A 15,600-nucleotide genomic window follows, 5' to 3' on the forward strand; every position below is an offset into this window, starting at 1 on the left:
ATAATGAAATGTACTATGTTAAAAGAAAATCTACATTGTTTAGGGCAACACATTCAGTTGATAGGAGTGGAAGGTGGCGACTCCGGCGGGATTAGTGAGACAGATGATGGTTCATCGCTCACCCCGCGAAAAGCGCCCACCTGTTACGGAAATCAGGGGTTTAATCTTTTAACTCCAATGAATCCAGTGTTCACGAGACGTCTTTATATACTTGCTTTTTAAAAAAGTGGCTAGTCGTAACCTTAGTTACGACTAGCCACTCTAAGTTTTTCTTCTTAAGCCATTGCAGCTTCGACATTACCCCATGGAATTTCCATAGCTTCTGCAAGTCCTTGTCCGTAAGCAGGATCAGCTTTGAAGCAGTGAATGATATGACGAATCTTAATAAATTCCTCTACACCATTCATATTACGTGCTGTGTTATCAATCAGAATTTCTTGTTGCTCTGAGCTCATCAATCTGAAAAGCTTACCAGGTTGCTCATAATAGTTATCATCATCTTCGCGGAAATCCCAAATACCAGCATCTCCTTGAAGTGCTAAACGAGGTTCTTTGTATTCTGGTTGAGTTTTCCATTGACCATAGCTGTTTGGCTCATAGTGAAGTGTGCTTCCTTTATTACCGTCAACACGCATCGCTCCATCTCTATGGAAAGAGTGTACAGGGCATTTTGGTGTGTTAACTGGAATTTGGTGATGGTTTACACCTAAACGGTAACGTTGAGCGTCCCCGTATGAGAATAAACGACCTTGAAGCATTTTGTCTGGTGAGAAGCTAATACCTGGCACAACGTTAGCTGGTGTAAAAGCTGCTTGCTCAACTTCTGCAAAATAGTTTTCAGGATTGCGGTTAAGTTCCCATTCACCAACTTCGATTAGTGGGAAGTCTTTTTTGTACCAAACTTTAGTTAAGTCAAATGGATTGTAAGGCATATTATTAGCTTGCTCTTCAGTCATTACTTGAATGTACATTTTCCATTTAGGGAAGTTACCTTCTTCAATATTATCGTAAAGATCACGTTGATGACTTTCACGGTCTACCCCGACAACTTCAACTGCTTCTTGGTCAGTTAAGTTTTCGATATCTTGCTGCGAGCGCATATGGAATTTTACCCAAACGCGTTCGTTATTAGCATTGATCATACTGAATGTATGACTACCGAAGCCATGCATTGTACGGTAAGATTTCGGAATTCCTCTGTCACTCATTACGATAGTAACTTGGTGAAGAGCCTCTGGTAATGACGTCCAGAAATCCCAGTTATTATTAGCACTACGCATATTAGTACGTGGGTCACGTTTAACAGCATGGTTTAAATCTGGGAAATTAAGTGGATCACGGAAGAAGAATACAGGAGTGTTGTTACCAACTAGATCCCAGTTACCTTGTTCAGTGTAGAATCGCATAGAAAAACCACGGATATCACGTTCAGCATCTGCTGCCCCACGTTCACCAGCTACAGTTGAGAAACGAACGAACATTTCTGTTTCTTTTCCAATTTCAGAGAAAAGAGCTGCTGAAGTATATTGAGTAATATCATGAGTTACAGTAAATTTACCATAAGCACCTGATCCTTTTGCGTGCATACGACGCTCAGGAATTACTTCTCTATCAAAATGTGCTAGTTTTTCTAATAACCATACATCTTGTAATAAAAGTGGTCCTCGTGGTCCGGCTGATTGCGAGTTTTGATTATCTACTACTGGCGCGCCCGCTGCAGTTGTCAATTTGTTGTTGTTGTTTTGATTTTCTGACATTCAATTTCCCCCTAGATTAGAATATTTATAATACAAGAATCATTATATCAAACGGATGAATATATTGCTAGAATTGAGGTGTGGAGATTTAAAAAACTTTATTTTAGTACAATAAAAAATGCAACATCAATCGTTATAAACGTTGATGTTACATAGGTTTTCGTTAAATTAGCAATTCAAACAAGGTACTATCCTTATTTACTTCCTTAAAGGAAAATCCATTCTCATTCATACGAGAAAGTATGCCAGAATAGTCATTTCTATTTTTTAATTCAATACCTACAAGAGCCGGTCCACTTTCTTTATTGTTTTTCTTTGTATACTCAAAAGTCGTAATATCATCATCTGGTCCAAGAACTTTATCAAGAAATTGTCGTAATGCTCCAGCTCTTTGAGGGAATTTTACAATGAAATAATAGAGTAATCCTTCGTAGATTAATGATTTCTCTTTAATCTCTTGCATACGACCAATATCATTATTCCCTCCGCTGATAACGCAAACTACCGATTTCCCCTTGATCTCTTCACTGTATAAATCCAATGCCGCAACTGATAAGGCTCCAGCAGGTTCTGCGATAATGGCATGTTTGTTATATAAATCTAAAATCGTTGTGCAAACTTTTCCTTCAGGTACAAGGATAATATCATCTACGTATTTTTTGCAAAGATTATAAGAAAGATTTCCGACACATTTTACTGCCGCGCCGTCCACAAACTTATCAATTGAATCTAACATGACTGGGCCTTCGTTATTAAAGGCAGCCTTCATACTAGCAGCTCCTGCAGGCTCAACGCCAATCACTTTAGTATGAGGTGAGACGTTTTTTATATATGTAGAAAGACCAGATATTAATCCGCCACCTCCTATACTACCAAACAGAAAATCTAGAGGAACATCGATGTCATTCATAATTTCTACCGCGACAGTAGCCTGACCCGCAATGATTTCAGCATCATCAAATGGGTGGATGAAAATTCTATCCTCTAATTCTGCATAAGCAGTTGCACTGTCTGCAGAGTCGTCAAAAGTATCCCCAGCAAGAATGATTTCAACAAACTCACGTCCAAACATTCTCACTTGCTCAATTTTTTGTGAGGGAGTGGTTAATGGCATAAAAATTTTCGCAATGATTCCTAATTGTGCACAAGCATATGCGACTCCCTGTGCATGATTACCTGCGCTGGCACAGACAACCCCTTTTTCCTTTGCCTCTACCTCAATAGTTTTAATCTTATAGTATGCTCCACGTAATTTAAATGAGCGGACATGTTGTAAATCTTCGCGTTTAAAGTAAATAGATGCTCCATACTTTTCGGATAAATATTCATTTTTTTGTAGGGGAGTATGGTAGACAACATCTTTTAAAAACTGATGTGCAATAAGAACATTCTCGACTTGTATAGATTTCGTATCTGTTAATTGCATAATAGGAACGGTACCTCCATTTTTATATTTAACTTGCGTCTGAATAAGCCTCCTACTTCTAAATGCGGAGATGACTGCTGTAATGGCGCATAGGTGTTATTGATAAAGATTACTATATTTTAACACACTACATCGTTAAATCAACAGCGTTTTATATAAAATTCTAAATTATTAAACAATTAAATGCGATTTAATGTTCATTATTCACATTAAAAATGAGAAATTAACAAAAAATGTTGACTTTATCGATGAAAACGAACATAATATGTTCATAGTAAATGTTTTTATAAAAAGGAGAATTGTATGACGACTCCATTATTAAGAAAGAAACGCATTATTGAAGAACTCTCCGTCAAAGGTAAAGTAGATATTTTAGATTTAGTGAATTTGCTTGATGTATCTGCTATGACAATTCGCCGAGACTTAGATGAATTAGAAAAGCAGAAAAAACTGATAAGAACTCATGGTGGAGCTGCAATACCCGAGGCTATTATTGCTGAACAGAGTTATCTACAAAAAATTTCAGAGGCACACCCTCAGAAAATGGAAATTGCTGAAATAGCAACTACGCTAGTACAAGATGGCATGAAAGTATTCCTAGATTCTGGGACAACAAACTTTGAGATTGCTAAACGTCTAAAACGGAGAGAAAATCTCACAATTGTTACAAATGATATCAAAATTGCGGCAGAATTAATGGATAGTAAAGTGGATGTCATTATGCTTGGTGGAAAAATACAAAATGGTGTTGGTGCCGTTTTTGGAACATATGCAGAAAAAATGTTAAAAGAAATCCATGTAGACATACTATTTTTAGGTGCACATGCAGTTCATTCTACATTAGGAATTACGTCTGCCACGTTGGAAAAGGCTTCTATTAAAAGAGAGATGATTAACAGTAGTGAAGTTGTTTATTTAGTAGTAGATGCACAGAAGTTTGGAAAGAAAGCGTTTGCTAAAATAGCAAGTATTGATTCTGTGACGGCTATAATAACAGATCAATCACTACCAGAAGAAGTAGAAGAAATATACAGCGAAATGACTACCTTTATAAAGGGTGTGAGAAAATGAAAGTTGGAATTATTGCAGACGATTTAACTGGTGCTAATGCGACAGGGGTGTTGTTATCTAAAAACGGATTTAATAGCGCTTCCGTAGTATTTGGAGGAGAGGTACCAACAATTGGTGGATTTACCTCCATTAGTGTAGATACAGATAGCAGATACTGCGCGCCGGGTTCTGCACAAACAAGAGTTTTAAAAGCGTACGAACAGCTTTCAACATGGGGAGCAAGTGTGTTTTGTAAGCGCATCGACAGTACTGTACGTGGAAACCTTGGAGTAGAAACAGACACATTATTAGATGCATTAGGAGAAAACAGTGTGGCAGTAGTAGTTACTTCTTATCCAGATTCGGGACGTATCTTATCTGGAGGTTATCTATTAGTAGATGGCGTACCTGTGGAGTCTACTGATGTTGCAAAAGATCCTATGAATCCAATTACGATATCCCATGTGCCAACTATTATGAGTGAGCAAAGTCAGTATCCGGTTTCTCATATAGGATTAGGAAGAGTTTTAAAAGGGAAAAATAGTATACATCTAGAAATGATGAGACAAATAGAGGCTGGTAATCGGATTATTGTTGTAGATGCTGTAACCAATGAGGAAATCGATCATATAGCGGAATCGATGGCTGCAATTGAGGGTGTGATTTTCGTACCAGTGGATCCAGGTCCATTATCCGCATCTTATAGTCGTTTGAAAGCGCATCAACATGTCTTGACTAACAAATTCATTGTGACAGTTGGTAGTATAACTCCTTTAACTGGAAGACAGCTTAATTACTTAATTGAAAAGAAAAACGCTGATCCGGTTTACGTAAATACGGCGGCCTTAGCTTCTACCAGTAGTACGTGGGAAGATGAAATTGAGCGCGCAATGAAGGAAGCGATTATTAAACTTGAAGAGCAAGAAGTTCTAATCATCACTACTTATGCACCTGGTGCGGGGAAATTAAACTTAAAAGAAATTGCCGTTAGGGAAGGGGTAACGGAAGAAATACTTGCTAAACGTTTAACAGAAGGCTTGGCAAGGGTTACTCATAGTGTTATTGACCAAACAGAGCACACAATTGATGGAATGTTTTCCAGTGGTGGAGATGTAACAGCAGCTTTATGTTCTGTTAGCGAAGCGCAGGCTATCGGTTTGCAGGATGAAGTACTTCCTTTAGCGGCGTATGGTCATTTTATAGGAGGAGTTTTTGATGGCATTCCTGTAATCACTAAAGGTGGCATGGTAGGGGATAAATACTCTATTTATAAATGTGTAAGATTTTTAACAAACAAAAAAGAAGAAGGAAGTGTTTAGGAAATGACTACAGTAAGAGAAATTATTGCGATTCCTATGGGAGATGCGGCCGGTATTGGTCCTGAAATAACAGTGAAATCTTTAGCAAAAGAAGAACTTTATACTATGTGTAAACCATTAGTAGTTGGGGATGCGAACATACTTCGTAAAGCAATCGAGGTAACAGGAGTAAAGTTAAGTGTTAGTGTTGTTACATCTCCTTCTGAAGGTTCTTATGAATATGGAACAATTGATGTAATGGATTTAGCTAATATTAATATGGAACAATTCGAGCCTGGGCAAGTTTCGGCACAAAACGGTCAAGCAGCATTTGAATTTATCAAACGCTCAGTAGAACTTGCAATGGCTGGAGAAGTTAAAGCAATTGCAACTACACCGATCAATAAAGAATCATTAAAAGCAGCAAAAGTTCCTTATATCGGCCATACAGAAATGTTAGAAGATTTAGGTGGTGCACCTGATCCACTAACAATGTTCCAAGTAAATGGAATGCGAATTTTCTTCTTAACTCGTCATGTGTCAGTAGCAGAAGCAATCACACAAATGACAAAAGAAAGAGTTCGTGACTATTTAAATAGATGTGACAAAGCTCTGCAACGTCTTGGAGTTGAAAATCGTAAGCTTGCAGTTGCAGGATTAAATCCTCATGCAGGTGAAGGCGGTCTATTTGGAATGGAAGAAGTAGAAGAAATTAAACCGGGAGTTGAGCTTGCGAAAGCAGATGGAATCGATGCCTATGGTCCGGTACCAGCAGATTCAGTTTTCTTCCAAGCACTTCATGGTAAATATGATGCGGTTCTTTCTCTATATCACGATCAAGGTCATATAGCTGCGAAGATGACGGATTTCCACCGTACGATATCTATTACAAATGGGCTTCCTTTCCTGCGTACATCTGTTGATCATGGTACAGCATTTGATATTGCTTGGAAAAACATTGCTTCTGAAGTAAGTATGTACGAGTGTATCAAACTTGCTGCAGAGTATGCGCCGAAATTTACTCGTGAATCATTGTAAGTAATATAATAGAAGGAAAGTAATTTACTTTCCTTCTATTTTAAAAATAGAGTTTTGAAAGGGGTTACATGGGAATGACTTTAGAAATGCAAATGTTACTTGGTTTAGCAATTGGTATTACAGTTCTTATTTTACTTGTTTTAAAAACTAAAATTCATGCTTTCTTAGCCTTAATAATTGCTGCGTCAATTACCGGATTAATAGGAGGAATGGAGCCGCTTAAAGTCGTAAACTCAATTACCTCTGGTTTTGGAAATACGTTAGCCTCTATTGGTATAGTAGTAGGTTTAGGGGTAATGATGGGCCGTATTTTAGAAGTTACTGGTGCAGCAGAAAAACTTGCATATTCATTAATACGACTAGTTGGTAAGAAAAAAGAAGAATGGGCAATGGCAATTGCTGGTTATATCGTTTCGATTCCAATTTTTGTAGATTCAGCGTTTGTTATTTTAAATCCTTTAGTTAAATCTTTATCGCGTAAAACTGGTAAATCAGTAGTTACACTTGGAGTTGCACTTGCAATTGGATTGGTGGCAACTCACCATGCAGTTCCACCAACTCCAGGACCATTAGGAGTTGCGGGTATTTTTGGTGTAGATATTGGGGAAATGATATTTTGGGGTCTCATTTTTGCAGTGCCTATTATCATTGTAGGAGTATTATATGCAAAGTGGCTTGGGAAACGAATCTATCAATTACCAGAAGAAGATGGAGAAGGATTTGTTCGTAAAGATTCATCTGAAGTAGTGTATCATGATTTCTTAGCAGCATCGCATGATCGTGAGAAAGAACTTCCTGGTTTATTTAAATCGTTTTTCCCAATTTTATTACCAATTATTTTAATATTCTTAAACACAACTTTGTCTGCTTTGGAATTTACAGGTGGAGCTTGGGATTACGTATTGTTCTTAGGTCAACCAATTATCGCTTTAGCTCTAGGATTAGTAGCAGCTATTTACGGCTTGGCTAATTATATGAAGCGTGAAGAAGCGTTGGACAGAATGGAAGAAGGTATGACAACAGCAGGTATTATCTTACTAGTTACTGGTGCCGGTGGTGCTTTAGGTACTGTTTTACGTGATAGTGGTACTGGTGACTATCTTGCGGAAATTATTGCAGGATTGCCGCTTCCAGCAATATTAATTCCATTCTTCATTGCTTCTATTGTACGATTAATACAAGGTAGTGGGACAGTTGCAATGATTACTGCAGCTTCAATATCGGCGCCAATTTTAGCGAATTTAGATGTCAACTTAGCTCTTGCTGCTCAAGCAGCCGCATTAGGTGCAATGCTATTCTCATACTTTAACGATTCCATGTTCTGGGTTGTTAACCGTATGCTTGGTATTACTAAATTGAAGGAACAGGTTTTAGTTTGGTCGGTTCCTACAACGTTAGCTTGGTTAACTGCATTAATCATGTTAGTAACCGCTAATGCTATCGTGGGTTAAAAATATTACTATTGGAATAAGATCGCTAAAATATTAGCGATCTTATTTTTTATGGATGTGAATGAGTAAATCTCAGCATAATTTTGAATTATAGTGATATACTAACAACCGTAAGTAAACATTACCAATTCCTTAAACAACTGAGAAAGAGGAGATGTTCAAATGACAATTAAAGTAGCGGCTATTATAGGAAGTAATAGAAAAGGTTCATACAATTTAAAACTAGTGGAGTACATAAAAAAACGTTATTCCGAGCAATTGGATATTCAAATAGTATCCATTAATGATGTAGAAATGTTTAGTGCAGATATAGAAGAGAATCCTCCAAAAGGAGCAATGGAATTTAAGATGAAAGTTCGTAATTCAGAAGCTGTACTATTTGCAGTTCCAGAGTATAACTTCTCTATTCCGGGCGCATTGAAAAATGCGATTGACTGGATGTCACGCAGTGGACATGACCTTAAAGACAAACCAACTTTTATCGTAGGATCTTCTATGGGTGTACTAGGTAGTGTACGTGCGCAAATGCATTTAAGAGAAATTATCTCCAACCCGACTCTTCAACCAAAATTACTGCCAGGCAATGAAGTATATATTGGAGCTATTCATACAAAGATAAATGAACAAAATGAAATCACAGACCAAGCGACAAGTGATTTCTTAGATCAAGTCGTTAATAATTTTGTGGAATTCTATAACAAAGTTAAATAAGTATGTTAAGAGGCTGGGACAGAACCCCCAAAACAGCATTTTTCTCTCTGAGAAAAATGCTGTTTTTTTGCTATGCACAAAACTGATTTCCATTACAGGGACGCTTTCCACGGGCGTGGCCTGAGCCTGTAGTCTCAAGCATCACGCTATTCCCGTAGGAGTCGCCCCTCCATTCCAATCAATTTGATTAAATATCCATTATTTAGTAAAGGTTTCTCCATATCCAATAAAATTTCTACTTCTGTCCCCGCCTCTTTATGCAAATTTATTTTATAGAGGCTAAAGGACATTTTGGGTTACACATAATTTCATTAATAATACTATTTGATATGAATAAAGTGTAGTAGAGGTAAAATTAAAGGAGATGTATTCGGATTGGAAAATTATTTGAAAAGTGCTGTCTTTGAACATCAGTTTTGGCTTCGGGTGCTAGGAGACCATTCTCGCTTTATTCATGATTCTCTTTATCCTTCACAGAAGGAGGACATCGCAAAGGCAACTTATTTTATCCAGCAGTTCGATCAACTTCTTCCTCAAGTAAATTCTTTGAATGAAGCAAATGCCATTTCCTTCGCGAGTATTGCCGCAGAGTATGTGGAACAACTAAAATCATTTAAACTATCTATTATTAAAAGACATTTACTAGGGGACATGGGTATCCACCTCACGCCTACTTTCTTGAGTCATATGGTTAATGAATTAGAAGAGTATCAACTGGTATTAAGCTACCTGGAAAAAGGTGAAGTACCACCAATTTTTCACGAATTGCACCATCATTTAATTTGGCTCATGGACGCTTCCGGTCATGCTGGAGCAATCGATGCTCGAATGGATGATGTAGAAAAAAGACTAAAGGAAAAAAGTCGAACCTTTGCCAAGCATTTTGATCAGTTTTATATAAAAGCGGTTGAATTGACTGGTTACCTACGCACAAATATCAACAAGTTTCCAGCATTAAGTAGATTTAATGATAATGTAGAAGTAGAAATGGATTTATTTTTAACTTTTTTAAATGAACTAGAAGAAATGGAACTTAGTGCAGAAGTACTTGGGACTTTTACCGTTTCAATGGCAGACCATATGGCAAGAGAAGAAAAATATTATTTAACCAAGGTGGCAGAATCCTCAAATGTAGAGAACATGTAAACTTTCGTGAATGGAATACCATTGAATTATGATTGTTAGCCTTCTGTAACGTCCAGTCCTATATTTATCAAGATTAGTTGCGATGCTTTAAAAGGCATCGCTCTTTTCGTTTATCGTAGGAACAGGTTGTGCTATTAGTTAAAAGAATTGATAATCTATTGATATTGGCCCAGAAGCGAGAAAAATTGTACTACAAAATCATGAAAAACCTTTTCAGAGGGGGAGAGATTCCGTGTAGCTGGGCTAATAATTCCTACTGTTCTTCGTATATTAGGCAATTCAATTGGTATTTTTTTTGTGAATCTAGGTGTAGAGTCATAGAAGGTACTTTCAGGTAGTAGTGTTAGTCCTATTCCTGCCGCAACTAATCCTTTGATTGCATCCATATCTTCACCTTCAGAAGAAACTTTTGGTGTGAAACCAACAGAATTACATGCCTCGACAACTAACTTCTGCATAATGTATCCCTCAGGGAATAGTACAAAATCCTCGTTTCGTAAATCAATGAGAGGAATCTTATCTTTTTTAGCAAATGGATGGTTTGCATTCAAAAGAACAGAGAAGTTCTCGGTAAATAGAATCGTGTTATTCAAAATACTATCTTTAGGAGGTAGAGGACCTAAAAACGCCAAGTTAATCTCTCGATTCTTAACTGCTTCTATTAAGTAAGTGTATGATCCTTGGCGCAAATGAAAAGCCACATTTGGATGCTCACTTTTGAAAGCAGAAATTACTGTTGGCAATAAGTGACCAGCTAAACTAGTAGGAAAACCTATTTTAATAGTACCTTTTTCTGGGTCTAAGTATTCATCAATTTGTTTCTTTGCAAAGTCAATTGCCTTAATTGCAGAGACACTATGCTCCAAGAAAATCTTACCGATTGGTGTTAATTTTACATTTCTACCAATTCGCTCAAATAATTGGACCCCTAGTTCATCTTCTAAATTAGCTATCTGTCTACTGACAGCAGACTGTGCAACATGTAAATGGATCGCTGCCTCCGATATATGTTCTCTTTCTGCAACTTCTATAAAGTATCTCAATTGGCGTAGTTCCATCGTATTCTCCTTATCTATCTCAATATTAGATGATTTATATCCAAATTATATATTGTTTATATTATTTTGAAAACATACAATATTCCTAAGACACTTTTTCAGTTTAAAGGGAGGTATAAACATGACATTTCACCAACTACCACAAGCACAAGGTATGTATGACCCGTCTTTTGAACATGACGCATGTGGGATAGGTTTATACGCAAATATAAAAGGTAATGCAACACACGATATCGTAAAAAAAGGACTTGAGATGTTATGTCGTTTAGAGCATCGCGCTGGGAGAGGTGGCGATGGTAAAACAGGTGACGGAGCTGGATTAATGGTTCAAATACCTGATATTTTCTTTCGGGTTGTTTGTAACGAATGGGTCTTACCCGAAAAAGGGAAGTACGGAGTAGGTATGTTATTTTTCACAAACGATTCTGATGAACGCAAATTAATAGAACAAAAAATAAACGAATTGATAGTTGCGGAAGGGCAAGTTCTCATTGGTTGGAGAACTGTACCAATTGATACAAGTGAGTTAAGTGATAAATCGAAGGAAACGGCACCCTTTATTCGACAAGTTTTTATACAATCGAATGACGAAATGGAATCTTTAGCTTTTGAACGCAAATTATATATTATTCGTAAACAAGCTGAACATTGGGCAGAACGTCATGGCCTAAAATTCTATTGTGCGAGTCTTTCTAGTCAAACGATCGTATATAAAGGACTGCTTACTCCAGAAGAAGTCGATTTATTTTATATCGATTTGCAGGACGAATTATTCACTTCTGCATTTTCACTTGTGCATTCTCGCTATAGTACTAATACGTTTCCAAGCTGGGAGCGTGCACATCCTAATCGATATATTGTCCACAACGGTGAAATCAACACATTACGTGGAAATATCAACTGGATGAAAGCTCGAGAAAAACAATTTGTATCAAAAGCATTTGGTGATGATCTAGCAAAATTACTACCCATTATTGATACAAATGGGAGTGATTCTTCCATGCTAGACAATGCATTTGAATTATTTGTTTTAGCTGGCAGAACACCAGCCCATACTGCTATGATGCTTATTCCAGAGCCTTGGACTGAGAATCCGCATATTACAGAGGAAAAAAAAGCTTTCTATGCATATCATAGCAGTTTAATGGAACCGTGGGATGGTCCAACAGCAATTTCCTTCACTAACGGAAAACAAATAGGAGCTATTTTAGATCGTAATGGATTGCGACCTGCTCGTTACCTAGTTACGAAAGATGATTATATTGTGTTCTCTTCTGAAGTTGGAGTAGTGGACATAGATGAAGAAAAAATTCTATATAAAGAACGTCTAAGCCCTGGTAGAATGCTGTTAGTTGATCTGGAAGAAGGTAGGATAATTTCTGACGAACAAATAAAAACAGAGATGGCGCAAGCTCAGCCTTATCAACAATGGTTAACAGAAAATATGTATAAGCTTCCAGTAACTAAGGAAAAAGTTGAACAAATAGATGATTTGTTATTTCGACAAAAAGCATTTGGTTATACATTTGAAGATGTGCATAAGTATATAATTCCTATTGCAATGGATGGTAAGGATCCAATCGGGTCGATGGGGAATGACACACCATTAGCGGTATTATCTGATCGACCTCAGTCATTGTTCAATTATTTTAAACAGCTTTTTGCCCAGGTTACTAATCCTCCAATTGACTCTATTAGAGAACATATTGTAACTTCAACGATGACACTGCTTGGAGCGGAAGGGGATTTATTACATCCGAACGCAACTAATGCGAAACGAATTTTCTTAGATACACCTATATTAACAAATAGTCAATTAGCACAATTAAAAGAGAGTAAAATAAAAACATTTACAAGTGCTGTTCTTTCACTTGATATGTCAGAAGATTTAGAATTAGATTTAGATCTTCTAACAAAAAAAGTGGATGAATTGGTAGAAGAAGGATCCTGCCTATTTATACTTTCGGATAGATCGATCTCCAAACAGCAGCAAACAATTCCTGTATTATTAGCAGCAAGTCATGTACACCAACATTTATTGCGTAATGGAAATCGTACGAAAATAAGTATTATTGTGGAATCTGGGGAAGTGCGAGAGGTACATCAGTTTGCTGCACTTATCGGATTTGGTGTAGATGCTATCAATCCTTATCTTGCTTATGCGACGATTGGAGAGGCTATCCAAGATGGACATATAACGAGTAGTTATTCAGAGGCTGTCGCTAAATATAGTAAAGGAATTGCAGATGGTGTAGTTAAGGTCATGTCCAAAATGGGGATTTCTACTGTCCAAAGTTATCGAGGCGCACAAATATTTGAAGCTGTTGGTATAAGTAAAGACGTTATTGAGCGTTATTTTACAGGTACAGTATCACAACTTGGTGGAATCGATTTATCAACTATTGCAATGGAAACTGTTAATAGGCATGAACAAGCAGTTATTGCTTCAGATAAATCTTTAGAATCAGGTAGTGATTTTCAGTGGAGAAGTACTGGAGAACATCATGCATTCAATCCTAAAACAATTCATACACTTCAATGGGCAACTAGAAGAGGAGATTATGGATTATATAGACAATATGCAGAGATGGCAAATGAGGAACGAATTGGATTTTTAAGAAATCTTTTCACTTTCGATAAAGGAATTAAAAGTATCCCTCTTGAGGAAGTGGAATCTGTTGATAATATAGTTAAACGCTTTAAAACAGGTGCCATGTCTTATGGATCATTAAGTCAAGAGGCACACGAAACATTGGCTATTGCGATGAATCGAATCGGTGGGAAAAGCAATAGTGGAGAAGGTGGAGAGCATCCGAGCCGTTATGAGCTAGATGCTAATGGTGATAGCCGAAGAAGCGCTATTAAACAAATTGCATCAGGACGATTTGGTGTGAAAAGTCATTATCTTGTTCAAGCAAATGAATTACAGATTAAAATGGCACAAGGTGCAAAACCAGGAGAAGGTGGTCAATTACCAGGCAACAAAGTATATCCTTGGGTTGCAGATGTCCGTGGTTCTACAACTGGGGTTGGCTTAATCTCTCCACCGCCACATCATGATATTTATTCCATTGAAGATATGGCCCAACTTATCCATGATTTAAAAAATTCAAATAGGGCAGCAAGGATTAGTGTGAAACTTGTAGCAAAATCGGGAGTAGGCACAATCGCTGCTGGTGTAGCAAAAGGAGCGGCTGATGTAATTGTAATTAGTGGGTATGATGGTGGAACAGGTGCATCACCTAAAACAAGCATTAAGCATACCGGGCTTCCTTGGGAACTAGGACTTGCTGAAGCACATCAAACGTTAATGTTAAATGGTTTACGCGATCGTGTAGTGTTAGAAACTGACGGGAAATTAATGACCGGTAAAGATGTTGTAATGGCAGCTCTACTTGGTGCAGAAGAGTATGGATTCGCAACAGCACCTCTTATTGTAATGGGTTGTATTATGATGCGTGCATGTCATTTAGATACTTGTCCAGTTGGGATAGCCACACAAAATCCAGAGTTACGTGATAAATTTACAGGAACAGCAGAATATGTAGTAAACTTTATGAAATTTGTAGCGGAAGAAGTTAGAGAATACATGGCATTATTAGGATTTAGAACAGTGGAAGAAATGGTAGGTCGAACAGATGTATTAGAGATTAGTGAGCGTGCCAAATCGCACTGGAAAGCAAAACAACTAAATTTAGATGCCCTATTATTCCAACCAGAAGGTACGAGAACTTGGAAGTCACAGCAAGATCATAAAATTGATGAATCATTTGACATGAGAGTTTTACTGCCGAAATTGAAAAAAGTAATAGAAACTCAATCGAAGGCGGAGCTATATTTCCCTATAACTAACAGAGAGCGTGTTGTAGGAACAGTAATTGGAAGTGAAATTTCTAAAAAATACGGTGCACAAGGGTTACCGGATGATTCGATCGTTTTAAGATTTACCGGAGCGGCAGGGCAAAGCTTTGGTGCATTTATACCAAAAGGAATGTCGATGTATATTACAGGCGATGTAAATGACTATTTTGGAAAAGGATTATCAGGTGGAAAACTAATTGTTACAGCACCTATACAAGGTAAGGCTGAACAAAATGTAATTGCTGGAAATGTCGCGCTTTACGGGGCAACAAGCGGAACTGTATTTATAAATGGACGTGCTGGGGAGCGCTTTGCAGTTCGAAATAGTGGAGTAGATGTAGTCGTGGAGGGTATTGGTGACCACGGATGTGAATACATGACAGGTGGCCGTGCTGTCATTTTAGGTGATGTAGGGAAGAATTTCGGAGCAGGAATGTCTGGAGGAATAGCATATGTTCTTGTCGATGATGTGAGCGGGTTTAAAGAAAAATGTAATACAGAAATGATTGGATTTGAACAAATTCAAACAACAGATGAACTACATGCTTTACGACAATTAATAATGGATCATTATTATTACACGAAGAGTACAAAAGCGATGAATTTATTAGATAACTGGGATGATGCAGCTAGTAAATTTGTGAAGGTTGTACCAAATGACTATAAAAAAATGGTGGATAGGATTCAGTCATTTAAAATTCAAGGCTTAACAGATGATGCTGCTGCCATGCAAGCATTTTTGGCAACTTCAAATGTGACGAAACAAGAAACGAAAGTTCTAGCAAAAAAATAAGGAGAGGGGAG

The 15,600-nt window shown here is 37.4% G+C and carries 10 protein-coding genes; 7 read left to right on the forward strand and 3 right to left on the reverse strand.

Going from position 1 to position 15,600, the window contains the following annotated elements; all coding sequences use genetic code 11:
* Positions 1-275: 275 nt before the first annotated feature.
* Complete coding sequence (locus MKY29_RS08520; RefSeq protein ID WP_340879519.1) at positions 276-1,757, reverse strand: catalase; 1,482 nt, start codon at positions 1,755-1,757, stop codon at positions 276-278.
* A 163-nt stretch (positions 1,758-1,920) separates the two neighbouring features.
* Entirely contained in the window at positions 1,921-3,183 is a 1,263-nt protein-coding gene (gene ilvA / locus MKY29_RS08525) for a threonine ammonia-lyase IlvA (RefSeq protein WP_340879520.1), read from the reverse strand.
* A 303-nt stretch (positions 3,184-3,486) separates the two neighbouring features.
* On the opposite strand from ilvA, the gene MKY29_RS08530 reads away from it, so the two are divergent.
* The 6 genes from MKY29_RS08530 to MKY29_RS08555 all read left to right on the forward strand — a co-directional run bounded on the left by MKY29_RS08530 (position 3,487) and on the right by MKY29_RS08555 (position 9,877).
* Complete coding sequence (locus MKY29_RS08530) at positions 3,487-4,254, forward strand: DeoR/GlpR family DNA-binding transcription regulator (RefSeq protein ID WP_090561646.1); 768 nt, start codon at positions 3,487-3,489, stop codon at positions 4,252-4,254.
* On the forward strand, positions 4,251-5,552 hold the full coding sequence (locus tag MKY29_RS08535) for a four-carbon acid sugar kinase family protein (protein ID WP_340879521.1): 1,302 nt from the start codon (positions 4,251-4,253) through the stop codon (positions 5,550-5,552). Before MKY29_RS08530 ends, MKY29_RS08535 begins: the two co-directional genes overlap by 4 nt.
* Before the next feature lie 3 nt (positions 5,553-5,555).
* A complete protein-coding gene (pdxA, locus tag MKY29_RS08540) occupies positions 5,556-6,569 on the forward strand; it encodes a 4-hydroxythreonine-4-phosphate dehydrogenase PdxA (RefSeq protein WP_090561641.1) in 1,014 nt (337 codons plus the stop codon).
* Between the two features lie 74 nt (positions 6,570-6,643).
* Positions 6,644-8,020, forward strand: a complete 1,377-nt coding sequence (locus tag MKY29_RS08545) for a GntT/GntP/DsdX family permease (protein ID WP_090561639.1) — start codon at positions 6,644-6,646, stop codon at positions 8,018-8,020.
* A 162-nt stretch (positions 8,021-8,182) separates the two neighbouring features.
* Positions 8,183-8,731 carry an NADPH-dependent FMN reductase gene (locus MKY29_RS08550; RefSeq protein ID WP_090561637.1) on the forward strand — a complete coding sequence of 183 codons (549 nt, stop codon included), beginning with the start codon at positions 8,183-8,185 and terminating at the stop codon, positions 8,729-8,731.
* A gap of 375 nt (positions 8,732-9,106) precedes the next feature.
* Positions 9,107-9,877 (forward strand): DUF2935 domain-containing protein, encoded by a 771-nt coding sequence (locus tag MKY29_RS08555; protein ID WP_090561635.1) that lies wholly within the window; start codon positions 9,107-9,109, stop codon positions 9,875-9,877.
* Between the two features lie 155 nt (positions 9,878-10,032).
* Here the strand turns inward: MKY29_RS08555 and MKY29_RS08560 are convergent, their stop codons facing one another.
* Positions 10,033-10,935, reverse strand: coding sequence for a LysR family transcriptional regulator (locus tag MKY29_RS08560; protein WP_090561633.1), 903 nt, complete (start codon positions 10,933-10,935; stop codon positions 10,033-10,035).
* Between the two features lie 121 nt (positions 10,936-11,056).
* Between MKY29_RS08560 and gltB the strand changes: the two genes are divergently transcribed.
* Entirely contained in the window at positions 11,057-15,589 is a 4,533-nt protein-coding gene (gene gltB / locus MKY29_RS08565; protein WP_090561631.1) for a glutamate synthase large subunit, read from the forward strand.
* Positions 15,590-15,600: the final 11 nt, after the last annotated feature.

This window comes from Psychrobacillus sp. FSL K6-2365 (assembly GCF_038003165.1).
In the GTDB taxonomy this organism is placed as follows: Bacteria; Bacillota; Bacilli; order Bacillales_A; family Planococcaceae; genus Psychrobacillus; species Psychrobacillus psychrodurans.